The 22,150-nt window shown below is 42.5% G+C and carries 20 protein-coding genes and 3 pseudogenes; 12 read left to right on the top strand and 11 right to left on the bottom strand.

The genetic code is table 11. From position 1 onward, the window contains the following. Positions 1-122: 122 nt before the first annotated feature. The 3 genes from AAC855_RS20185 to iclR form a co-directional block, all read right to left on the bottom strand. Positions 123-764 (bottom strand): bifunctional 4-hydroxy-2-oxoglutarate aldolase/2-dehydro-3-deoxy-phosphogluconate aldolase, encoded by a 642-nt coding sequence (locus AAC855_RS20185; protein WP_340611940.1) that lies wholly within the window; start codon positions 762-764, stop codon positions 123-125. Positions 765-812: 48 nt separating this feature from the next. After that, complete coding sequence (gene edd / locus AAC855_RS20180) at positions 813-2,654, bottom strand: phosphogluconate dehydratase (RefSeq protein WP_340611939.1); 1,842 nt, start codon at positions 2,652-2,654, stop codon at positions 813-815. 215 nt (positions 2,655-2,869) lie between these two features. Continuing rightward, entirely contained in the window at positions 2,870-3,700 is an 831-nt protein-coding gene (iclR, locus tag AAC855_RS20175) for a glyoxylate bypass operon transcriptional repressor IclR (protein ID WP_228860159.1), read from the bottom strand. A gap of 109 nt (positions 3,701-3,809) precedes the next feature. Here iclR and AAC855_RS20170 point away from each other — a divergent pair, with 109 nt between their 5' ends. Further along, positions 3,810-4,325 (top strand): GNAT family N-acetyltransferase, encoded by a 516-nt coding sequence (locus AAC855_RS20170; protein ID WP_340611937.1) that lies wholly within the window; start codon positions 3,810-3,812, stop codon positions 4,323-4,325. An 84-nt stretch (positions 4,326-4,409) separates the two neighbouring features. Here the strand turns inward: AAC855_RS20170 and lysC are convergent, their stop codons facing one another. Beyond that, complete coding sequence (lysC, locus tag AAC855_RS20165) at positions 4,410-5,783, bottom strand: lysine-sensitive aspartokinase 3 (RefSeq protein ID WP_340611936.1); 1,374 nt, start codon at positions 5,781-5,783, stop codon at positions 4,410-4,412. A 261-nt stretch (positions 5,784-6,044) separates the two neighbouring features. Here lysC and pgi point away from each other — a divergent pair, with 261 nt between their 5' ends. From pgi to ubiA, 3 genes are all read left to right on the top strand, one after another. Further along, complete coding sequence (pgi, locus tag AAC855_RS20160; RefSeq protein ID WP_340611935.1) at positions 6,045-7,691, top strand: glucose-6-phosphate isomerase; 1,647 nt, start codon at positions 6,045-6,047, stop codon at positions 7,689-7,691. Positions 7,692-7,874: 183 nt separating this feature from the next. After that, positions 7,875-8,384 carry a chorismate lyase gene (gene ubiC / locus AAC855_RS20155; RefSeq protein WP_340611934.1) on the top strand — a complete coding sequence of 170 codons (510 nt, stop codon included), beginning with the start codon at positions 7,875-7,877 and terminating at the stop codon, positions 8,382-8,384. Positions 8,385-8,419: 35 nt separating this feature from the next. Then, positions 8,420-9,277: a 4-hydroxybenzoate octaprenyltransferase gene (ubiA, locus tag AAC855_RS20150; protein ID WP_340611933.1), complete on the top strand. Its 858-nt coding sequence runs from the start codon at positions 8,420-8,422 to the stop codon at positions 9,275-9,277. Between the two features lie 104 nt (positions 9,278-9,381). Here ubiA and plsB read toward each other — a convergent pair whose 3' ends face one another. Continuing rightward, positions 9,382-11,850: a glycerol-3-phosphate 1-O-acyltransferase PlsB gene (gene plsB, locus AAC855_RS20145; protein WP_340611932.1), complete on the bottom strand. Its 2,469-nt coding sequence runs from the start codon at positions 11,848-11,850 to the stop codon at positions 9,382-9,384. 137 nt (positions 11,851-11,987) lie between these two features. On the opposite strand from plsB, the gene AAC855_RS20140 reads away from it, so the two are divergent. Beyond that, positions 11,988-12,359 (top strand): diacylglycerol kinase, encoded by a 372-nt coding sequence (locus AAC855_RS20140; protein WP_340611931.1) that lies wholly within the window; start codon positions 11,988-11,990, stop codon positions 12,357-12,359. A gap of 118 nt (positions 12,360-12,477) precedes the next feature. Then, on the top strand, positions 12,478-13,095 hold the full coding sequence (gene lexA / locus AAC855_RS20135) for a transcriptional repressor LexA (RefSeq protein ID WP_340611930.1): 618 nt from the start codon (positions 12,478-12,480) through the stop codon (positions 13,093-13,095). 139 nt (positions 13,096-13,234) lie between these two features. Here lexA and zur read toward each other — a convergent pair whose 3' ends face one another. Further along, positions 13,235-13,699 (bottom strand): zinc uptake transcriptional repressor Zur, encoded by a 465-nt coding sequence (gene zur / locus AAC855_RS20130; protein ID WP_340611929.1) that lies wholly within the window; start codon positions 13,697-13,699, stop codon positions 13,235-13,237. 84 nt (positions 13,700-13,783) lie between these two features. Continuing rightward, positions 13,784-14,197, bottom strand: a complete 414-nt coding sequence (locus AAC855_RS20125; protein WP_340611928.1) for a DUF2628 domain-containing protein — start codon at positions 14,195-14,197, stop codon at positions 13,784-13,786. A 1,051-nt stretch (positions 14,198-15,248) separates the two neighbouring features. Between AAC855_RS20125 and dusA the strand changes: the two genes are divergently transcribed. After that, positions 15,249-16,286, top strand: coding sequence for a tRNA dihydrouridine(20/20a) synthase DusA (dusA, locus tag AAC855_RS20120; RefSeq protein WP_340611926.1), 1,038 nt, complete (start codon positions 15,249-15,251; stop codon positions 16,284-16,286). Between the two features lie 21 nt (positions 16,287-16,307). On the opposite strand, the gene AAC855_RS20115 is transcribed toward dusA, so the two are convergent. Beyond that, positions 16,308-17,291, bottom strand: coding sequence for a quinone oxidoreductase (locus tag AAC855_RS20115; RefSeq protein ID WP_340611925.1), 984 nt, complete (start codon positions 17,289-17,291; stop codon positions 16,308-16,310). 267 nt (positions 17,292-17,558) lie between these two features. On the opposite strand from AAC855_RS20115, the gene AAC855_RS20110 reads away from it, so the two are divergent. Both AAC855_RS20110 and AAC855_RS20105 read left to right on the top strand, forming a co-directional pair. Then, a complete protein-coding gene (locus tag AAC855_RS20110) occupies positions 17,559-18,776 on the top strand; it encodes a tyrosine-type recombinase/integrase (RefSeq protein WP_340611924.1) in 1,218 nt (405 codons plus the stop codon). A gap of 128 nt (positions 18,777-18,904) precedes the next feature. Next, positions 18,905-19,183, top strand: a complete 279-nt coding sequence (locus AAC855_RS20105; protein WP_340611923.1) for a helix-turn-helix transcriptional regulator — start codon at positions 18,905-18,907, stop codon at positions 19,181-19,183. Between the two features lie 177 nt (positions 19,184-19,360). Here the strand turns inward: AAC855_RS20105 and AAC855_RS20100 are convergent, their stop codons facing one another. Continuing rightward, positions 19,361-19,540 carry a YlcI/YnfO family protein gene (locus tag AAC855_RS20100; protein WP_228865863.1) on the bottom strand — a complete coding sequence of 60 codons (180 nt, stop codon included), beginning with the start codon at positions 19,538-19,540 and terminating at the stop codon, positions 19,361-19,363. A gap of 193 nt (positions 19,541-19,733) precedes the next feature. On the opposite strand from AAC855_RS20100, the gene AAC855_RS20095 reads away from it, so the two are divergent. From AAC855_RS20095 to AAC855_RS20085, 3 genes and pseudogenes are all read left to right on the top strand, one after another. Continuing rightward, positions 19,734-19,859 carry a hypothetical protein gene (locus AAC855_RS20095; protein ID WP_340611921.1) on the top strand — a complete coding sequence of 42 codons (126 nt, stop codon included), beginning with the start codon at positions 19,734-19,736 and terminating at the stop codon, positions 19,857-19,859. Continuing rightward, positions 19,852-20,262, top strand: a complete 411-nt coding sequence (locus tag AAC855_RS20090) for a hypothetical protein (RefSeq protein WP_340611920.1) — start codon at positions 19,852-19,854, stop codon at positions 20,260-20,262. The genes AAC855_RS20095 and AAC855_RS20090 overlap by 8 nt, the downstream gene beginning before the upstream one ends. A gap of 2 nt (positions 20,263-20,264) precedes the next feature. Beyond that, positions 20,265-21,893, top strand: a pseudogene (locus AAC855_RS20085) (toprim domain-containing protein); the annotation flags it as partial. 4 nt (positions 21,894-21,897) lie between these two features. On the opposite strand, the pseudogene AAC855_RS20080 reads toward AAC855_RS20085, so the two are convergent. Both AAC855_RS20080 and AAC855_RS20075 read right to left on the bottom strand, forming a co-directional pair. After that, positions 21,898-21,978 (bottom strand): annotated as a pseudogene (locus tag AAC855_RS20080) (IS5/IS1182 family transposase); the annotation flags it as partial. Positions 21,979-22,031: 53 nt separating this feature from the next. After that, positions 22,032-22,150 (bottom strand): annotated as a pseudogene (locus AAC855_RS20075) (IS481 family transposase); the annotation flags it as partial.

Genomic DNA, 22,150 nt, shown 5'->3' with positions numbered 1-22,150 from the left:
ATTTAACTGGTTTTCTTAATTATTTGGCTAAAAAATGCTGGGCTTATGAAAGCGGAAATTCTAACAAGTAACCCTGCTGAAATAATAGAATTTCCGCAATTTCAAAAATGATCCGGCATAAATTATGCTTTAGCACCTGTTATTGCATTATGGGCCAGTTCCGTAATACGCGCATAATCACCTTTTTTCAATGCATCATTTGGTACCAGCCAAGAGCCTCCGATACATAGGACGCTATTCAGTGCCAGATAATCACGATAATTATCTGGAGAAATTCCTCCGGTCGGGCAGAAACGTACTTGTGGGAATGGGCCAGCAATAGCTTTCAGCGCTTTCACGCCGCCATTTGCTTCCGCAGGGAAGAATTTGAAACAATCTAAGCCATAGCTCATACCCAGCATTAGCTCAGAAACGGTAGAGATGCCCGGAATAAGAGGAATTGAGCCAACAATTGCGGCTTTTAACAACTCATCAGTTAATCCAGGACTAATGGCAAACTGCGCTCCGGCCTCAGTGACAGCAGAAAGTTGTTCAGGATTAATCACTGTTCCGGCACCGATAATGGCTTCAGGCACTTCTCTGGCAATGAGACGAATTGCTTCCAATGCGCATTCTGTCCTCAGCGTGACTTCTAATACCTTTATTCCGCCAGCCACCAACGCTTTTGCCAATGGTACCGCATGTTCAATTTCATTGATGACGATAACAGGGACGACAGGGCCATCAGTCAGGATGCTTTCTGCGGTTGTTTTCCAATTATTCATTAGCAATTTCTCTCATCGAATCCGACACAAGGGATTTAAAATTCCTAGTTATAAAAATGTAATGGAACATGCACCTTGCTCTGCACCGGAAAGCTGAGTGCGCAAAGCACCGAAGAGTTCGCGGCCACAACCGGTGTGCTCTGTGCTTAAATCGGCTTGATAAGGTGCTCTTTGTGCTAATTCCAGCTCATCAAGCAGCAGTGTAAGCTCACCAGTGCGGCCATCAATACGGATTAGGTCTCCATCTTGTATTTTGGCCAGCACTCCGCCAGCATTAGCTTCAGGTGTAACATGAATGGCGGAAGGCACTTTACCGGATGCGCCGGATAGACGCCCATCCGTGACTAAAGCAACTTTAAAGCCACGATCCATCAATACCCCCAAAGGTGGCATTAATTTATGTAATTCAGGCATACCATTTGCCTGTGGTCCCTGATAGCGAACGACGACGATACAATCCCGATTTAATTTTCCAGCCTCAAAAGCAGGGGCGATATCGTGCTGACTATTAAAAACAACGGCTGGCGCTTCGATAACAAGATTGTTGGCGGGTACTGCCGACGTTTTCATTACAGCACGGCCAATATTTCCGGTCATGACTTTTGTGCCGCCATGATGTTTGAACGGTTTTTCAATACAGGCAATAACTTCGTTATCCAGTGAGGAGTGAGTGCCTTCACGCCATGCTAGCTGACCTTCATTCAGCCAGGGTTCCTGAGTGTAACGTTCCAGACCGAATCCAGCGATGGTATTAACATCCTGATGAAGTAAGCCTTTTTTCAGTAACTCCCGAACAACCAGAGCCACGCCACCGGCCGCCTGAAATTGGTTGATATCCGCAGGTCCGTTGGGATAGATACGGCATAGCCGCGGGATAACATCTGATAGTTCAGAAAAATCATCCCAATTAATGATGATTCCGGCTGCATTCGCCATTGCGATCAAGTGCATGGTCAAGTTTGTTGAACCACCGGTTGCCAGCAGTGCAATAATGCCATTGACGATTACTTTTTCATTAACCATTTGTCCCAGAGGGAGGTAATTACCTGAATTTTCTGTCAGACGAGTGATCTGGCGTGCAGCGGCATCGTTTAAGGCATCACGTAATGGTGTATCCGGATGGACAAAAGAAGATCCGGGTAAATGTAGTCCCATCACTTCCATGATCATTTGGTTGGAATTAGCGGTGCCATAGAAAGTACAGGTACCGATGCTGTGATAAGAGTCTGCTTCCGCTTCCAATAATGCCTGACGGTCAACTTTACCTTCAGCATATAACTGTCGGATGCGTACTTTCTCTTTATTCGGTAAGCCACTGGTCATCGGTCCTGCGGGAACAAAAACAGCGGGTAAGTGACCGAATGATAATGCTGCCATGACCAGCCCCGGTGCGATTTTGTCACAGATCCCCAGATATAGCGCACCATCAAACATATTATGGGAAAGCCCAATAGCCGCGGACATTGCGATCACATCACGGCTGAGCAGGGACAACTCCATCCCATCCTGCCCTTGTGTGACACCATCACACATAGCGGGAACGCCACCCGCAACCTGACCGACAGCACCGACTGCATGTAAGGACTCTTTTAATTTTTGCGGATAGTTTTCATAAGGCTTATGAGCGGAAAGCATGTCATTGTAAGAAGTGATAATGGCGATATCGTTATGCACCATATTCTTTAATGCGACTTTATCGTCACTTTGACAGGCAGCAAAACCATGAGCCAGATTCCCGCATGCCAGTTGAGAGCGACGGACAGTTTTTGAACGAGCGGACTCAATACGCGCCAGATAACGGTTACGCGTCTCTTTAGAGCGTTCAATGATACGTTGAGTGATTCGTTCGACGGTTTTATTGATCACTGACTTGTTCTGGGGGGTTGTCATGATAATTGCTCCTGGCACTTGCTTCCGACACCATATGGCATGTATCCAGCACATACTCTCACTGTTTGTTACCGGTAACATTTTTAATGTAATAAACAAAGGATGCAATCAACTTTTGTCTTCAACACACCTTATCTATGATCTATGTCAATTTATAAGCTGAAACGTAACAGCTAATCAGTAAGCTTACTTTTTAAGTGAAATTAGCCGAAGTTTTACTTATTACCGCCATATTCCCGGCTTATCTCTTTCGCTGCCCGCATAACAAGGGCACCCAGCTCAGTCACTCGCTCATCAGAGATACGTGATATCGGGCCGGAGATAGAAATAGCAGCAAACGCTTCATGGTGTTCATCATAGATACAGGCAGCAATACAGCGTAACCCAAGAGCATGTTCTTCATCATCCAGTGAAAAACCCTGCTTACGGATTTGTTCAAGGTTCTCTTTTAAGGCCGCAGCAGTAGTATGTGTATGCTGTGTATAGGCGTGTAATCCTTTTTTGTGCAGTAATTGCAGGCATTTTTGTTCAGACAATGTTGCAAGTAGCGCCTTACCTGCACCGGAAGCATGCATCGGTAACTGGCCACCAATAGGCGCAGACATTCGCATCAGTGCGTTACATTGCACTTGATCGACAATGACCGCTTCATATTCATCAATATTGAAAATAGCAAGATTGATAGTTTCGCCAGAATCTTCCATCAACTGGCGTAAAATTGGGTGAACCAGTACCATCAGATTGCGGCTTTGCAGAAAGCTGCTGCCGACAACAAATGCATGTGATGCAATCACCCATAGTCCCAGATCGCCAACTTGCCGAACAAAGCCATGTTGTTGTAGCGTCGTCAAAAGACGATGGGTCGTCGAGTTAGGCAGACCGGCCTGAATAGCGAGGTCAGTCAGGGCGACCCCGCTTTGTGAATCAGAAATGAATTCCAAAAGGGATAAGCCCCGGCTCAAGGATTGTACCTGACCGCCTGCTGCGGCACCGCCGGCTGTCATTTTAGTTTTTTTAGGGCGTTTATTGGCAATAGCGGTAGTCATAAGATTCCCTCTAAATTATCCTCTGCTTATAGGGTGACCAAGCAGAGTTAAAATGGAATTTGTTTTCGTTTTCTTATTATGAATGATAAAGGGTAGGAAAACACATCCGATGAGTGAAGGAAAAAGTATATTGAAAATCACATTTGGCAAACAAAAACATTTATCTGAGATAGTTGATATCTTTAATTACTATATTGCAAACTCAAATGTCCGTTTTGAAACAGAACCAATGACGTTAGAAAATAAGCAACTTTGGTTCTCACAATTTCAACCTGACTCACGTTACCAGATTTTTGTCGCAGTTGAAGATCAAGTGGTTTTGGGTTTTGCATGTTCCCAGCCTTATCGAGCATTAGAGGCATTTAACAAAACGGTTGAAGTCAGCATTTATCTGGCACCCTCAATGAAACACAGAGGAGTAGGTAGCGCACTTTATCAACACCTCTTTAGCGAGTTAGCATCACAAGATGTACATAGTGCGCTATCAGGTATTGCATTACCTAATGAGGCATCAATTAAGCTACATAAGAAATTTGGTTTTCGTGAAGTGGGTGTTTTCAGAGAGTATGCAAGTAAAAACGGTCAGTACATTAGCTCAATCTGGTTAGAAAAACTGTTTGAATAAAAAGTTATTTTCACGGGAAGAAAACAAAATTGATGTGCATTGCGGGTATTTTGATTACTGTAACGGAATACCCGCGTATATTGATTACTCTTCAAACAAATTCTTATGAAGGGTTTGAACCACTTTTTCAGCATCCTGTCCGGGTACAAGCAGGCAGACATTATGGCTACTTGCACCATAGCTGATCATACGGATATTGAAGGATTCCAGCGGGCCAAAGATCTCTTTGCCTAGCCCTCTAGCCTGTGACAATTTATTACCGATAATCGCCACCAGTGCCAAATCTTCTTCAACCTCGACACGACACAATGTTGAAAGCTCTGTCAGTAGGGCATTAGTCAGCAAACTACCGTTAGTGCTGGTGGAGCCTGTTGTATCCAGTGTTAACGCAACACTGACTTCTGAGGTAGTAATCAGATCCACCGAAATATTATGGCGTGAAAGCAGAATAAAAATTTCTGCCAGAAAGCCTCTGGCATGCAGCATTTTCAGGCTATGCAGAGTTAATAACGTCTGTTTGCGGCGCAGCGCCAGTGCCCGGAAGCGGGGTGGGTTTGCCGTTCTGTCGCAAACCAGTGTACCGCCTGCCTGTGGCTGTTTACTTGAACCAACGAAAACAGGAATACCACAGCGGACGGCTGGCAGCAGTGTTGCCGGATGGAGGATTTTGGCGCCAAATGTTGCCATCTCAGCCGCTTCATTAAAAGCAATTTTATCAATACGCGTAGCTGTTGGGGCAACACGAGGGTCTGTTGTATAAATTCCCGGAACATCGGTCCAGATATCCACACGCCTTAGCCCGAGTGCTTCGCCAAGTAATGCTGCGGTATAATCACTGCCGCCACGCCCTAATGTTGTTGTACGCCCTTTTTCTTCTTTGCCGATAAAACCCTGAGTAATAACAATTGTATTATTCAGGCGTGGCTGCAAATGTTGTGCAGCCAGAATATTGAGTTGAGTAGTATCAGGCTCAGCCTGCCCGAATTGGTCATTGGTACGCATTATCCGGCGGATATCAAACCATTCGACATCCGTATTGCGCTGACGTAATAATTCAACAAACAACAGGGTGGACATGACTTCACCATGGCTGACTAACTCATCAGTCAAGGCGTCAGATGTGGCGAGAGAAGCCGCTTCTGACAATGTAGCAATATTATCCAACAGACGGTCAATCTCATCTTTAATCACATCTGTTTCATTCAATCGCCTGATAATGGCGTATTGAATGTCCCGGATCTGTTTCAGACACTTCTCCCGTTTATCACTATTAACGCCGGAAGCTAATGTGACCAGTAAATTAGTTATACCTGCGGACGCTGATAAAACGACTACGCGAACATCTCTGTTTGCCAGAATAATATCAGCACAGTTATTCATGGCATCAAAGTCTGCCACACTGGTACCACCGAATTTAGCAACAATATACTGCGAAGAGGGAGAAGATACTGCACTCATGGATGATAGCCTTCTGTTTTAAAGATAGGCAATTAGAAATATCGGGTTAGCGGTTATGAGTCAATATTTGTTAATTAAGCATCAATATTTTTCATGATTAGAGTGAGATTATCGTTTTTGCCTATGTAATTATGACTGGAAATAATCGCTTATTTTGACCAATATCAGTCAGTAACAGGAAAAGGAGATCCATCACAGTGTTAACTTGTTACAATCCTGTGCATTCCTATTTTTATCTACAGTAGATAGAGAACATTATTCATGAAAAACATCAACCCTAGCCAGACCGAAGCCTGGAAAGCATTACAGCAACATTTTGAGCAGATAAAAGAGGTTCACCTGCGAGAGCTGTTTGAACAGGACAAAGCGCGTTTTGCGACATTCTCTGCAATATTTGATGATCAGATTCTGGTGGATTATTCCAAAAACCGTATTACCGTGGAAACGCTGGAAAAGCTACAGGCGCTGGCGAAAGAAACTGATTTATCCGGGGCTATTCATAGCCTGTTTTCCGGTGAAAAGATTAACCGTACTGAAGATCGTGCTGTACTGCATATTGCTTTGCGTAACCGCAGTCACTCTCCGATTAAGGTTGATGGGGAAGATGTTATGCCGCAGGTCAATGCGGTACTGGCAAAAATGAAATCATTCAGTGAGCGCATTATTGGAGGGGAGTGGAAAGGTTATACCGGTAAGGCCATTACTGATGTAGTCAACATCGGCATTGGTGGTTCAGATCTTGGCCCATATATGGTGACAGAGGCGCTGAAAGCCTATAAGAACCACCTTAATATGCACTTTGTATCCAATGTGGATGGCACTCATATTGCTGAAACGCTGAAGTCTCTGGATCCAGAAACCACACTGTTCCTGATTGCATCCAAGACTTTTACCACGCAGGAAACGATGACTAATGCACATTCTGCCCGTGATTGGTTCTTGCAAAGTGCCGTTGATGAAGCACACGTCGCCAAACATTTTGCCGCACTTTCAACGAATGAACAGGAAGTCAGTAAATTCGGGATTGATCCGCAAAACATGTTTGAATTCTGGGACTGGGTCGGCGGCCGTTACTCTCTTTGGTCTGCGATAGGTTTATCCATTGTCCTGTCCATTGGATATGATAATTTTGAGCAATTGCTGAATGGTGCCCATGCTATGGATAAGCACTTTGCACAAACTGCTCCTGAACAAAATATTCCGGTTATTCTGGCGCTGATTGGCATCTGGTATAACAATTTCTTTGGCGCAGAAACTGAAGCGATTCTGCCTTATGATCAATATATGCATCGTTTTGCTGCTTACTTCCAGCAGGGAAATATGGAGTCAAACGGTAAATATATTGATCGTAATGGAAGCCCCGTGAATTATCAGACTGGGCCGATCATCTGGGGTGAACCGGGTACCAATGGTCAGCATGCTTTCTATCAGCTTATCCATCAGGGTACGAAACTGATCCCGTGTGATTTTATTGCGCCGGCAATCAGCCGCAACCCAATTGGTGATCACCACAGTAAACTATTATCTAATTTCTTTGCACAGACTGAAGCGCTGGCCTTTGGTAAAACTCAGGCTCAGGTTGAAGCCGAATTTGTTTCTGCCGGAAAGAATGTACAGGATGTGGCAAACGTTGTGCCATTCAAAGTGTTTGAAGGCAACCGTCCGACCAACTCAATTTTGTTGCGTGAGATTACACCATTTAGTCTGGGCGCATTAATTGCCATGTATGAGCATAAAATCTTTGTTCAGGGCGCAATTCTGAATATCTTCTCATTCGATCAATGGGGCGTTGAACTGGGCAAACAATTGGCAAACCGTATCCTGCCTGAACTCCACGATTCAGAAGCGGTAAATAGCCATGATAGCTCTACAAACGGATTGATTAATCGTTTCAAAGAATGGCGTTAATCTGATTTATTATTTTATTTAATCTGCTATCCCCTCAGTAACACTATTTATTGGGGGGATATTTTTTGTAATTGACATAATTTGTTATCAACTTTTTATTTTATTGGTCTGTAACATGATATCCTCACCTCCCATTCGTTGTGCTGTCGGAGAAGTTGATATTCTCCGCAATTGGAAAATGACATGGCAGATGACACAATATTAACTTCTACTCCTATTCACTGGTTTTCAACTGAGGAAGCCAACACGCCTGAGAGTATTCTGGACTGGCTGATGGAAGTCGGTTCAATGACTCGTCGTTTTGAACAGCATTGCTATCATGTAACTGTCACTCCATTTCGTGAGTGCTTTATTACAGCTGAAGAGCTTGGTGATGAAAGTGAGCACTTACCTATAAGTGAAAAGTACTGGCTGCGGGAAATCATCTTGTTTGGGGATAACATTCCGTGGTTGTTGGGACGCACAGTGATCCCGAAAGAAACATTAACAGGGCCGGATAAAAAGCTGGTGGATGTAGGAACTGTTCCTCTTGGGCGTTACCTTTTTAGTGGTAATAACCTGACACGGGATTATATTCAAATAGGGATACAGGGTCAGCGTTGGGCGCGTCGCTCTTTACTGCGTTTATCAGAAAAGCCATTATTACTTACAGAAGTTTTTTTGCCAGAATCACCTGCATATAAAATGAAATAAATAAGAAATGAGGGAGAAACAGATTGGAGGTCAGTATGACGCAAAATAAATGGCGTGCCTATTGCCGTTTAATGCGTATTGATAAACCTATTGGCGTATTGTTACTAATATGGCCAACCTATTGGGCATTATGGATAGCAGCAAAAGGTGTACCCAATTTACATATTCTGTTGGTTTTCACTCTGGGTGTTTTTTTCATGCGGGCAGCAGGGTGTTGTATTAATGATTTTGCCGACAGGAAATTTGACGGACATGTCGAAAGGACAAAGTCTCGTCCGCTTCCCAGCGGGGATATCAGCGAAAAAGAGTGCAAAATTTTATTCAGCATACTCGTGCTGATCTCTTTTGTGCTGGTTTTAACGCTGAATAAAATGACGATAGCCTTATCCTTTGCCGGATTAGGTCTGGCGTGTGTATATCCTTTCGTTAAACGGGTCAGTAACTTACCTCAGGTTGTATTAGGTGCTGCCTATGGCTGGTCAATTCCCATGGCTTTCTCGGCGGTAAGTGAGTCCTTACCATTAGAATGCTGGTTATTATTTCTGGCAAATGTCATATGGTCAGTCATCTACGATACCCAATATGCAATGGTTGATCGTGATGATGATTTGAAAATTGGTGTGAAATCGACGGCAGTTTTGTTCGGGCGTTTTGATAAGCTGATTATTGGTATTTTGCAACTCATCATGCTGGCAATTCTTATTGTGGTTGGCTGTTTGGTGAATTTAGGCGGAATGTATTACTGGACTGTATTGCTGGCTGGTGCGCTTTTTATTTATCAGCAAAAACTCATCTTTGACCGTAGTCGTGAGCCATGCTTTCAGGCATTCATGAACAATAACTATGTTGGTTTTGTTTTATTCCTCGGCATTCTTTTCAGTTATGTTTTTTAACCCTATATTGTTAAACCAAATGGTTTAAAAAAAACGGGTGGTATAACTTAGTTTAAGGTTATACCACCCGTCTATTTTTCAGACGTTATCTTCAGAAAAGTCTCTTATTCCTGAATTTCATCTTCCAGTTCGAGATCACTGTGTTCAGGAGGCATACTGACACTTTCAATTGTCAGACGGATCTCGGGAGACATCAGCTCACTCAACACCTGATAAAGTGCTTGGGCATTTGTGGTAACGATGTTGCCACTATCATGGATATAACCTTCTTCCCGCAATGTATTAACAGAGCAGGAGAACACGGCTTTATCGAAGAATTCCGGCGCATTAATGCCATGCAGCACTGACAAACGCTGTGCCAACATCCGGCTCTCTTTTTCCAGTGCACCACGGCTGATATCCGGAGTGGCATTCAGTAAAGAAAGCGTGATGGCATAGCGTTGCAATGTTTCCCGGATACCGGCCGCCAACAGTTGTAGAGGACGAATACGCTCAGGATTGAGTACCAGCACTTCCTGCTCTTTATTGCAGATCAGGCGTTGGCGTACTAATTCATCAATCAGGGTATTTACTACATCAGGCAATTCCGCCTTACTGTAACGCATGAACAGTTCCTGCTTGAGCAGAGGATAAACCAGCTCTACTTGTCTGAGCAGTTCAGTGCGGCTAATACGGCGATGATGCATCACGATACTGGCGATTAAGGATGGCAGGATCAACAAATGCTGGATATTGTTGCGATAGTAGGTCATCAGTACCGCGCTTTCACGAGGCAGGATAATGATATCCCCAAGGCTGTCTTTTTCGACCTCAAACTTATTCATCCGTAAAGCGTGATCCAATAGCTCTTCTGCCGTTTTGGACGGAATAGTGACATCATTAGTGTAAGTAACATTGCTCATCAGCTGCATATAGCAATCTAACTGCTCAATAAGCTGCTCACGAGTAAGTGCTCGCTGACGTGATGACAATAAGGCTGTGCTGCATAAATTAATCGCATTTGCAGCCGCCGCGTTATTGATATTCACCATAATATTATCCGCCAGTTTGCTGACTGTTGGTGTCAACCATGTCGGGCGTTGTGCTTCTATTGGGTCGATGGCGTCACGCCATTCAGGAACATGCTGATTCAGATATTGTACTAATGGAATGGGTTCACCAAAGTTCACGTAACCTTGCCCCAGATTACGCAGTTTACGCAACCCACGAACCATCTGGAAAAAGCCTTCTTTTTCTTTGGTTGCACCGCGTAATTCCTTGGCATAGGTTGCAACCTCCATCACATGTTCATAACCGATATAGATCGGCACAATCGTGATAGGCCGTGACTCTCCACGTAACATTGCCTGCAATGTCATGGAAAGCGTACCTGTTTTCGGATCGAGCAAGCGGCCTGTTCGCGAGCGCCCACCTTCAACAAAGTATTCAACGGAATAACCACGGGAAAATAATTCACCCAGATATTCACGGAAAATAGTTGAATAAAGTTTATTGCCTTTAAACGTGCGGCGGATAAAAAACGCACCAAGACGGCGGAATATCGGGCCAGCCGGCCAGAAATTCAGGTTAATGCCCGCTGCGATATGTGGTGGAACCAGACCCTGATGATAAAGCACATAAGACAACAACAGGTAATCCATATGGCTACGATGGCATGGAACATAAACAAGTTCATGACCATCCTGAGCCAATTGGCGGATACGTTCGCCATTATGGACATTAATACCCTGATAGAGACGGTTCCACGTCCAGCTCAGTACTCGGTCTGTTATGCGAACTGTTTCATAGGAGAAATCAGCGGCAATTTCTTCCAGCATATTGATGGCATTCTGTTTCGCTTTTTCTGGCGAAATTTTCTTGCTGCGAGATTCGTCAGCAATCGCTTTTTCAATCGCTTTAGATTCCAGTAACTTTCTGAACAGATCTTGCCGCGCAGGTAAACGAGGCCCTACGGCGGCCAAGCGTTGGCGGGAATAGTGTATCCGTGCAACACGGGCAAGTTTATTGGCAATAATTGTATCTGTGCCATGTTCATCAGCAATACTGCGTAATGACACTGGTGCTGAAAACCGGACAAAACTATCTCGCCCAAGCCACAGGATTGCAAAAAACTTCTGGATCCCATTAAGCAGGCGTAGCTGAGGAGCTGTATTGGTTTCCTGACCCTCACGCCCGGGTGAGCGCCCGAACATGACAGAAACCGGCACCATCTGAATATCTAAATCAGGATTACTACGATGTAAATCCAGATAAGAATGGAAAATCTTCACAGATTCATGTTTAGGCGCATAGTAACTGAATACACGCGGGCCATCATCAATGAATACATAGCTTGGAAGCTGTGTATCATCAATATCCAAAGGCGTCAGAGGATCCGGTAAATCCTGAGCAAGACACTGTTGACGCAGAGTCAATAAATCGGCCTTTGAATGATACGGTAACACATACAGAATAGGCCGAGTCGTATCAAGACTCAGCTCTGTAACAGGGACCGTTGGAATAAGTTTACTTTTAACTAAAAGTTTTATCGGCAACTTCAATAAGTTGTAATATATTTTACGCCAAGCTGACATAACTGCTTTAAGCCTCTTGTTAGCAATGCGCGGCAAGCATACCAGAAACAGATTTTGAGATCTGTGTAAATAAGATAATAATAGGGGCTAAAAGTTATATGATCTTAAAACTATTATGATTCTTGAAGAAAATTTTTATGGCTAACCAATCAACAGGTTTAACCCGCATAATTAAAGCGGCTGGGTACTCAGTAAAAGGTATTAAAGCTGCGTGGAAAAATGAGGCTGCATTCCGGCAGGAGGCAGTTTTAACTATTTTAGCAACTATTTTGGCATTCTCTTTTGATTTCGGCATGTTTGAGAGACTTTTTCTCATTAGTTCAGTCATGTTAGTGCTTATTGTTGAAATGCTGAATAGTGCGATTGAGGCGGTTGTGGACCGTATTGGCAGTGAATATCACGAACTATCGGGGCGGGCAAAGGATATGGGCTCAGCTGCGGTATTTTTAGCCATGATTTTAGCACTATTTATTTGGGTGATCATTGTTTGGTCATATTTCACCCGTTAATGTGGTGTGTTTTTCGTCAAAAATCGTTATTTAGCGGCTTTTACATTCTGACTGGTTCCCAATTCAATTTTAGCTGTATATACTCACAGTCAGACTGTATAAACAAACAGGGGGCGAAATGAAAGCATTAACAGCCAGGCAGCAAGAAGTTTATAACTTGGTGCGTGACCATATTTCGCAGACGGGTATGCCACCAACACGTGCTGAAATTGCCGCGCGTCTTGGTTTTCGTTCACCTAACGCAGCAGAAGAGCATTTAAAAGCACTTGCGCGTAAAGGGGTGATAGAAATTATCGCTGGTGCTTCCAGAGGTATCCGTTTGCTGCTTGAAGAGGAAGATGAAGGGGCTGGGCTACCACTCATCGGTCGTGTTGCTGCTGGTGAACCACTATTGGCTCAGGAACACATTGAAAGCCATTACAAAGTGGATCCGGAATTATTTAAACCGAATGCTGATTTTCTATTGCGTGTCCGTGGTATGTCCATGAAGGATATCGGTATTATGGATGGTGATTTACTCGCTGTGCATAAAACACAGGATGTTCATAACGGGCAGGTCATCGTGGCACGGATTGAAGATGAAGTCACAGTAAAACGTTTCAAACAAACAGGAAACAAGATAGAACTGATTGCTGAAAATCCTGAATTTAAGCCTATCGTTGTGGATTTACGCGAACAGAATTTTACCATTGAAGGGTTGGCAGTTGGCGTAATTCGTAACGGGGACTGGTTCTGATTGTAAAAGCGGATAATTATACATTACCCATTCTGGGCGGTCATTTTTCGTAGTTCCCGCGAAGCACATGCTTATGCGGGGACGTAGAAATTAATGAATTCATTATCAGTAATGACCGCCTGATAAGGTAATTTTAAACTCATTCCATACACGAATTAGTTTCATGGCAAGAAGAACATAATCCGTGGATTTCTATGACACTGTGCCGCAAATGAAACCCTGCATGCTGTGCTAAATTTTGTACCGCTGATTCGATATCTTCAGCATCCTGTTCGGTAACAGAGCCACAATTATCACAAAGAAACATTGCTGATGTATGGCACGGTTCTTCAAAGTGATGACACATCACATAACTATTTGTAGATTCTATTTTGTGAACAAAACCCTGTTCCAGTAAAAACTCCAACCCTCGATAAACAGTTGGCGGCTTAGCCTGTGGCTCAACTTCACGTAGCAGATCCAGCAAATCGTAGGCACTGATTGCACCTGGTTGGGCTGAAATCAAGCGCAGAATCTCAAGGCGTTGAGGTGTTAAACGAACCCCTCGTGACAGACAGATTGCCTCAGCCTGCGTCAGTAATTTTTTTTGATTGATAGCTTTCATTACACCTCTCACACCTACACGATGCTAATGGTTTAATATTACCATGTTTTTTGTGGCTAAGAGAGGTGTTCACTTGATGTATTCTTAGATCATTTTAAGGCCTTTGAATGGATTCCAGCTAACATCACCTTCTTTTTCTTTTAGGTAATAAGAATAATTAGCTGTTACACCATATAATGCAGCACTCATAGCTCCCAGAAAAATACGGATAAAATTTGCAATTTCAAGGGATAGAGGGACTATCGCGCTAATCATAAAAAAAGCAAAAAATAAAGCAACACTAATCCCAAGTATGGTTAGTCCTTTTTTCCACATTCCAAGCACAATAAAGTAGATAATGCCAAAGAAAAATGCGAAGAAGTTCATATTTATCTTGACACGTGTTAGGTAAGGTGAATTTTTAAAAGCAGCTTGATATTCTTTAGAAGAAGGTGCCCCATTTTTTTCAAAAAATTCAAATCGCTCTTGCCAATTCTTAGAGTATTTAGAAATGTTCATTTTATGCCTTAATTTTATTTTTCTTACACAATAATATATTTTAGTGATTATCTTAAGATTAAAGATAATCTCAGATATCCGTTACTTTTGAGATTCATTTAGAAATATATTTACCTCAGTTATTCTCTCAAGGTAAAGAAATATCCTCTCTTAAAATCAAATATACATATTTTAAAACACTAGATTAATCATTATCAATACTGATTTAATATACATTATTTTAGTGTTAATCACCATTTAATGATTTTTTTTGTTATTTTTACTGGTGATGTGAAATTATTCTGTTTTATAATTATGTAAATGAAACATTATTCCTAAATGCGCAATACAAACGACTAAATTAAAATAACACGGAATAGATACTGCTCTCTTACCCTTTTCATAAAAGAACTATTGTGCATTTACTTTACAGATGCACTGAGAGTTATTTGCAATAATTGGTCTAACTTTTTGATAAATAATGTATTAATATGGTTAATTTGACGGATTATTATGCTGAGGGAAAAAATTGAGTATATATCAATTCTTTTGATGATTATTCTGTTATCCCAAATATTAGATGGATTTGCTTCGAGTAGAAGAGTTTGTTTGGTAACCAAGATCACATCAGCAGTAATCATCTTTAGTGGAAGTATCGTCGTTACTCCATATATATATAATATAGTCAATTTACTATAACCCAAACAGAAATTAATTATTTTGAATTCATTCGCAGTATTACTTATGCGACAGGTGGAATTCCTGAGGTTATATTGAGGAAATAGAGAAAAAGAAATAATTTCACATTACTTATGTTGTTATAGTAATGTAAATATCTGTAGTAATTTGAACACATATTTAAATTATTAATCATTCATTAAGATAAACATTAAAGATCTGTGGATTTGAATACTCTTAGGCATGATTAATTATGGAATGAATCCAACCCAAAATGGATAGGTGAAAACCTATATGCTATAGTAGGTCATTCTTGATACCCTTCTATCCGGCCCCCGATATTAGTAGTGGGGCGCTGTATAGTTAATTCCTAAATAGCTCAAAACAACCTGAAATGCACGAAAGTAAACAAACTAAAAACCCCAGTAAACTCACTGAAATACCAAATGAAAGCGGAAAATTCAAACCCTCCCGCTTCTCCGTTGCGCCGATGCTCGATTGGACGGATCGTCATTGTCGATATTTCCATCGCCTGCTAAGTAAAGAAGCTCTACTTTACACTGAAATGGTTACTACAGGTGCGATTATTCACGGTAAAGGAAATTATCTGGCTTATAACGAGCAAGAACATCCATTGGCACTACAATTGGGCGGTAGTGAGCCTCAGGCACTGGCGCAGTGTGCTAAGATCGCGCAGGAGCGTGGTTATGATGAAATCAATTTGAATGTTGGTTGTCCGTCTGATCGTGTACAGAATGGTCGTTTTGGAGCCTGTCTGATGGGGGATGCTACATTGGTGGCTGATTGCGTCAAAGCAATGCAGGATGTGGTTGATATCCCAGTCACAGTAAAAACTCGTATCGGTATTGATGAACAGGATAGTTACAAATTTCTGTGTGATTTTATTGATACTGTTGTGCAAAACAGTGCCTGTGATAATTTTGTCATCCATGCACGCAAGGCGTGGTTGTCTGGTTTGAGTCCTAAAGAAAACCGCGAAATTCCACCACTGGATTATCCACGAGTCTATCAACTGAAAAAGGACTTCCCACAACTGACGCTTTCCATTAATGGTGGAATTAAGACGTTGGAAGAGGCAAAACAACATTTGCAACATGTGGATGGTGTGATGGTCGGACGGGAAGCCTATCAGAATCCATCGATTCTGGCGCATGTGGATCGTGAATTATTCGACCAAAACGCTCAGGTAACGAATACGGTAGATGCGGTTAAAGCTCTTTATCCTTATATCGAACAGGAATTGTCAAACGGCACTTATTTAGGTCACATTACCCGCCACATTCTGGGCATTTTTCAGGGTATTCCCGGTGCTCGCCAATGGCGTCGTCATCTGAGCGAAAATGCACATAAACCCGGTTCGGATATTATGGTCGTTGAAAAAGCACTGGAAATGGTAACAGAGCGGATGTGATCCGCTCAGGTGTTTTAGACATTACGGGATTAATAAGCTAGAACCGTGAGTTGCGCGGCTTTCAAGTATTTGGTGTGCCCTCACTGCCTCACTCAGTGGAAACTTCTGGTTTTCTGGCACATCGACCTTGATTTTGCCACTGGCAATGAAGTCAAACAGTGTTTTGCTGGCTTCTGCTAACTCTTCCCGTGTAGTGATATAGCCGTTAATAGAAGGGCGGGTAAGGAATAGCGAACCTTTCTGGTTGAGAAGCCCGATATTTACACCTGTTACTGCACCCGAAGCGTTTCCGAAACTGACCATTAACCCTCTTGGTGCCAGAGAATCAAGTGAATCCAGCCACGTAGCCTGCCCAACGGAATCATAAACGACATTAACTTTTTGTCCGTTGGTAAGTTCCAAAACGCGTTCCACAATATTTTCACGATTATAATTGATGGTCTGCCACGCGCCTGCGTTTTGAGCAAGGTGAGCTTTTTCATCTGAACCAACGGTGCCAATCAATTTTGCACCTAATGCTTTTGCCCATTGGCAGGCAATCAACCCCACCCCACCGGCTGCTGCATGAAACAGAAAAGTTTCACCTTCAAGAACCTTATTTGTTTGATAGAAAAGGTAATAAACGGTCAGTCCTTTCAAAAGGGAAGCTGCCGCTTGTTCAAATGAAATAGTATCAGGAAGAATGGTTAACTTGCTGGCAGGAACATTATGTACTTCACTATATGCACCCAGACCGGATTGAGCATACGCTACGCGATCTCCGATTTTGATGTATGACACATTCGACCCAACTTTTGTGACAATCCCTGCAGCTTCAGTACCTAACCCACTGGGAAGATTTGCCGTTGGGTAAAGCCCACTGCGGACATAAGTATCAATATAATTAATTCCGATAGCTTTATTTTCGATTTGGACTTCATCAGGCGCAGGATTAACAGGGGTAAATTCACTATATTTGAGTACTTCTGGGCCGCCGGTGGCGGAAAATATGATGTGTTTTGCCATGGTTGCTCTCTTATCATTCTGGAAATATTGGGAACAGCCTCGCACGTTTGCAAAGAAATCGCTGCAAACAGCGTAAATATATCTGAAATCATTGCAGACTATATATATTTACTTTGTGTTTTGAAGTTTGTCCATGATTATTATTTTTATATAAAGATCAAATAATTAATTAATCATTAAACTGTATGTTGTTACAGTGTTTATTGACGTTTTGCCTCTCTTGCAGCACACTGCGTATAAACAATTGTATAAATATTTTTAGCGATCATGGCTGCCGAACTCAACAAGCTCAGTGACAAAAAACTTAGAACTCTGCACGGAAAAGAAAGGGGCAATATTGAATTTTTTGCCGATGGTGCGGGGTTGAGCGCTAAAGCATCTAAAGCTGGTGGCGTTAGTTGGGTTTTTACGTACCGACTTGATGGAAAAAAGTTAAACCGCCTTACCATTGGGCGCTATCCTGATGTAAGTCTTAAGCAGGCTAGAGAAACGAGGGATAAATGTCGTAGTTGGTTAGCATCTGGGAAAGATCCAAAGCTGCAATTTAACTTAGTGATGCAGGAATCATTAAAACCAGTCACTGTGAAAGACGCTATTGAATATTGGATAGAGCACTACGGCAGAGAAAATCGAGTCAATATTGATACCCTCATTCTGCAATTAGAAAAACATATTTATCCTTATATTGGTGAAATGGCATTGTCTGACTGCGAAACAATATATTGGCTACAATGCTTTGATAGAATGAAAAAGAAAGCTCCGGTGGCTGCTGGTTCTGTATTTCAATTGTGCAAGCAAACTCTAAAATTTTGCCGGGTAAGAAGGTATGCAGTTAGCCATGTATTGGATGATTTAACTATTCAGGATGTTGGAAAAAAACAAAATAAAGGCCAGCGATATTTAGACGATCATGAACTTGGTCAATTATGGGACTCTATAAATACAGGTATTTACCTACCTTATTATAATAATTTATTGAAAATTTTGGTTGTATTTGGTTGTCGGACACGGGAGATCAGGTTATCTAAATGTTCAGAATGGAATTTGAATTCTATGCTATGGACTGTCCCAAAAGAAAATAGCAAGACAGGTGAGAAAATCATTCGTCCAATACCAGAATATATGAAGCCATTTTTAATGGATATTATTCACCAAAACCATAAAAGTGGTTATCTCTTAGGGGAAATTAAAAAACTTGAAGCAGTCGCACAATATGGCAGAAAAATATGGAAAAAATTAGAGCATGACGAGGAATGGTCTTTGCATGATTTAAGGCGAACGTTTGCAACTAAATTAAATGATATAGGCATCGCACCTCATGTCGTTGAGCAACTGTTAGGCCATGCACTGCCGGGCATTATGGCGATATATAACAAGAGCCAATATTTACCAGAGAAGCTGGACGCTTTAAACAAGTGGTGTGAGCGACTGGATGTATTAGCGGGTAATTATGAGAATGTGGTTATATTAAAAGCAGCTCAATAATGGGAATTAATGAGTTGTGATAATGACCATTGTGATATACACGTAACAAATGTGGATTTCTTTCGTAATAATTTCTGTTAAGTAAAATACCCTCACAAAAACAATTAAACAGTGAGGGTAACATAATCATGCAATACAGTACTCCTACACCAGAAGAACGCCACTCCATCCTTTCCGAATATGGTGAACCTTATGATCGTCTTATACGTGAAAAGGAACGCCAGCACATCACCTCTATTTCTAGAACGTCAGCATGGAAATTAGAAAATGAAGGCCGTTTCCCTGCCCGTAAGCCATTAGGCCGCAATTCATGTGCTTGGTTGCTTAGTGATCTGCTGCATTGGGTACGTAATCCACCCACAGTAGAAAACGTGAATAACCCATATAGCCGCAAACCTACTAACTAAAAAATAATGCTATGAAAAATTAAATGCCTTAATTGGCAGCAGTCAAATTCACCCTAAAAGCGGCTTAATTTCGGGAATAGTTGGTGTGATGGTAGATATTAGTTACAGAGATTCTTTGATATTAAATAACCATCAATTTGAGAAACAACCCTCTTTAAGAGGGTTAATTGATTATGCTTACTCAGATGATGTTTTGGCTTTGCGCTGGCGGCGTTTGATCTCAGCGCGCATTGCCGCAGAAACAAATTGCCCTGTACTTTCGTTGTGTTCTTTTGTTTGTGCCATTCCTTCAATCAATTCGTGTAGTACTCGTACTGTTATTGATTGTGATTTCGCATTTTTTGCACCTGTTGCCATTTCTGCACCTCTTATTAATTGGTGTAAGACAGTATACGCAAAAAGACCAAAATTTAAAGAGTTGACATGTAAGACACCTTGTATCTATCATGTGTCTTACACCAAGCCTTGTGTATGGTATGAAAATAACAACGCCCCGAAGTGCGGGAACACTGTCGAGGCGTCTGACCACAACATTATCGGAGCTAATGCTATGGCTGATACACAGTCTAACCAAACTCGCCTTAAATTTACATTCCTTATTGCATCCGACACTCAGCGGCTGGCTGACATATCCTCTTTGATCTTTGCATTACGTCAGGGGGCACACCATGAGTAAGAAACCAATCTCATTAAAACAGGCGCTGCATCGTGCAAGTTTGGGTATTTCACTTTTCACGTTCATTACCCAAAAAGCCAAAGATGAACACTGTGAAATCAATTTAAATAACCTGATTGCATTGGCACACGGCATTCATCAGGAGGTTTATCGCGACCTGTCGAAACATGCTCCACAGAATCCAGTGAATAAATTAGTTAATTGCCTTGTACGCAGGGAGAGAGATCCATTAGGGCAATCCTCGTTTCGTGCGGGTTTATGTACTTCTTTATATGAGGTCATTCTTGAACAGGCAAGCCAACACTGTTCGGAAGAGTTACACGATTTGCTGTCGCTAGCCTGTGATATTAATCAGGAAGTTTACTATTCGCTCTATGCAGCGGTTAATGGTGAGGACGCGTGATCATGAGTCAGGGAAATAATAATCAGAAAAGCCGCCCGTTAGATGTGATTCGAACAGTGAAAACATCAGCCATCAAGCACTGGCAAAGCCTGTTGCCTGCTTGTGGTGTTGATGTTCCGGCAAAAGGTAAACATGGTGCTTGCCCGATATGCGGCGGTACTGACCGCTTTCACTTTATAGATGATAACCATCATGGTGACTGGCATTGTCGCCAGTGTGATGCGCCGAATCACGGTGATGGACTGGATTTAGTCGCAAGAACCAAAGGGATCACGGTCTTTGCCGCCGCTAAGTTGGTAGCTGATGCGCTAGCACTTCCCTTGCCTGAACCCAAACCCGCTAAAGAGCAGCCCCGAACAGTAAAACCGATTACAGAACGCATCGCTGCGCTGGTTGCAACTTCTGTTATGGGTGAATCTCAGTATCTGACTAAAAAGGGGCTGCAATGCCCCAATCAGCGGTTACTGAAAGATGGCTCTTTATTGCTGGTGATTCAGACTCTGGACGGCAAAATCACGGGCGCGCAGATCATCAAGCCGAACGGTGAAAAACGCCTTGTATCAGGAACTCAGAAGAAAGGTGGTTTTATTCCCGTCTCAGAGATTACCGGAACGCCGGACACTTTCATCATTACCGAGGGTTACGCTACGGCGTTAACGGTCAGACAGTTACATAAAGGCGTAGTACTGGCAGCCATTGATGAAAGTAATTTACCCACTATTGCCGAGCTGGTCAGAACTCAATGGCCTACCGCAAAAATTATCCTTGCTGCTGATAACGATTGGCACGAACCGGAAGAGCGGGACAAAAATGGTAGGTTAAAAAAGAACGTTGGCAAGATAGCGGCAGAGAAGACAGCCAAAGCGATTAACGGTTGGGTCACATTACCGCCTACGGCATTGAAATCTGACTGGGACGATTATCGCCAGCATCACGGTATTGAGGCAGCAAAACAGGCATTCAGCAACGGGTTATATCAGGTGGGAGAGAAAAAACAAATGGAAACAGAAGCGGTTGTGCTCCAAGAAGCGAAGCCCAAAAAGACCAATAACAATCTAGCACAAATGGCAGCCAGTCAGCGCGGGGCACTATTGGTTGAACGTTACGGTAAAGTGGCGGTTAATCCTGATAGCGAAATGGTTTACCACTATAACGGTACAACATGGGAAACCGTGTCGGATAATGAGCTGCGCCGCGCAATGGTGGCAATCTTCGACCAGCACGAAACCCCTTACAGCCCTAACGGCATTAATAACGCGATTAGTGCGATGAAATTACAAATTCCTGTTATTGGTGAACCACGGCAGGATTTAATCGGGTTCAGTAATGGTGTGTATGATTTATCAGAACAACAATTTATCCCACATCAGCTAGAACACTGGCTAATGAACCATAACGGCATCGAATTCACTCCGCCTGCTATTGGTGAAAATTTGCCGGATCATGCTCCAGATTTTTATCGCTGGCTGTCCCATGCAGCGGGAAGCAATGAAAACAAAATGAACCGTATTAAAGCCGCTTTGTTTATGATTCTGGCTAATCGTTATGACTGGCAGTTATTTATTGAAGTCACAGGTGAAGGCGGCAGCGGTAAAAGTGTGTTTACTTATATTGCGACTTTATTAGGTGGTGTCGTCATGAAACATTTAACCAAAGAACAAGACAACGGATTTGCACTGCGGCAAGAAAGGACGCACTATTTTTTGCATAACGTGTAGTAGTTCAAACTTGATCTGACAGTCACCCATTTTGATTTAGTGCGTGTCAGATTAAATTTGGGTTAAATTTTTTTCAGCCCAAATTGTTTTTCCTTCCAATAATGTCTCTATTGGTGTGCGACCACAACATATTTTCCCTTGATGAGTGCGATGATAATTGTAGTCATCTA

It is taken from the genome of Xenorhabdus bharatensis (genome assembly GCF_037996705.1).
In the GTDB taxonomy this organism is placed as follows: Bacteria; Pseudomonadota; Gammaproteobacteria; order Enterobacterales; family Enterobacteriaceae; genus Xenorhabdus; species Xenorhabdus bharatensis.
Note: the sequence above shows the minus strand (reverse complement) of the source record. Positions and strands in the feature narration are given on the sequence as shown.

What these genes read in the sequence shown, in the direction of transcription:
- AAC855_RS20185 (WP_340611940.1), bottom strand. Translation starts at nt 764, where the DNA reads ATGAATAATTGGAAAACAACCGCAGAAAGCATCCTGACTGATGGCCCT.
- edd (WP_340611939.1), bottom strand. Translation starts at nt 2,654, where the DNA reads ATGACAACCCCCCAGAACAAGTCAGTGATCAATAAAACCGTCGAACGA.
- iclR (WP_228860159.1), bottom strand. Translation starts at nt 3,700, where the DNA reads ATGACTACCGCTATTGCCAATAAACGCCCTAAAAAAACTAAAATGACA.
- AAC855_RS20170 (WP_340611937.1), top strand. Translation starts at nt 3,810, where the DNA reads ATGAGTGAAGGAAAAAGTATATTGAAAATCACATTTGGCAAACAAAAA.
- lysC (WP_340611936.1), bottom strand. Translation starts at nt 5,783, where the DNA reads ATGAGTGCAGTATCTTCTCCCTCTTCGCAGTATATTGTTGCTAAATTC.
- pgi (WP_340611935.1), top strand. Translation starts at nt 6,045, where the DNA reads ATGAAAAACATCAACCCTAGCCAGACCGAAGCCTGGAAAGCATTACAG.
- ubiC (WP_340611934.1), top strand. Translation starts at nt 7,875, where the DNA reads ATGGCAGATGACACAATATTAACTTCTACTCCTATTCACTGGTTTTCA.
- ubiA (WP_340611933.1), top strand. Translation starts at nt 8,420, where the DNA reads ATGACGCAAAATAAATGGCGTGCCTATTGCCGTTTAATGCGTATTGAT.
- plsB (WP_340611932.1), bottom strand. Translation starts at nt 11,850, where the DNA reads ATGTCAGCTTGGCGTAAAATATATTACAACTTATTGAAGTTGCCGATA.
- AAC855_RS20140 (WP_340611931.1), top strand. Translation starts at nt 11,988, where the DNA reads ATGGCTAACCAATCAACAGGTTTAACCCGCATAATTAAAGCGGCTGGG.
- lexA (WP_340611930.1), top strand. Translation starts at nt 12,478, where the DNA reads ATGAAAGCATTAACAGCCAGGCAGCAAGAAGTTTATAACTTGGTGCGT.
- zur (WP_340611929.1), bottom strand. Translation starts at nt 13,699, where the DNA reads ATGAAAGCTATCAATCAAAAAAAATTACTGACGCAGGCTGAGGCAATC.
- AAC855_RS20125 (WP_340611928.1), bottom strand. Translation starts at nt 14,197, where the DNA reads ATGAACATTTCTAAATACTCTAAGAATTGGCAAGAGCGATTTGAATTT.
- dusA (WP_340611926.1), top strand. Translation starts at nt 15,249, where the DNA reads ATGCACGAAAGTAAACAAACTAAAAACCCCAGTAAACTCACTGAAATA.
- AAC855_RS20115 (WP_340611925.1), bottom strand. Translation starts at nt 17,291, where the DNA reads ATGGCAAAACACATCATATTTTCCGCCACCGGCGGCCCAGAAGTACTC.
- AAC855_RS20110 (WP_340611924.1), top strand. Translation starts at nt 17,559, where the DNA reads ATGGCTGCCGAACTCAACAAGCTCAGTGACAAAAAACTTAGAACTCTG.
- AAC855_RS20105 (WP_340611923.1), top strand. Translation starts at nt 18,905, where the DNA reads ATGCAATACAGTACTCCTACACCAGAAGAACGCCACTCCATCCTTTCC.
- AAC855_RS20100 (WP_228865863.1), bottom strand. Translation starts at nt 19,540, where the DNA reads ATGGCAACAGGTGCAAAAAATGCGAAATCACAATCAATAACAGTACGA.
- AAC855_RS20095 (WP_340611921.1), top strand. Translation starts at nt 19,734, where the DNA reads ATGGCTGATACACAGTCTAACCAAACTCGCCTTAAATTTACATTCCTT.
- AAC855_RS20090 (WP_340611920.1), top strand. Translation starts at nt 19,852, where the DNA reads ATGAGTAAGAAACCAATCTCATTAAAACAGGCGCTGCATCGTGCAAGT.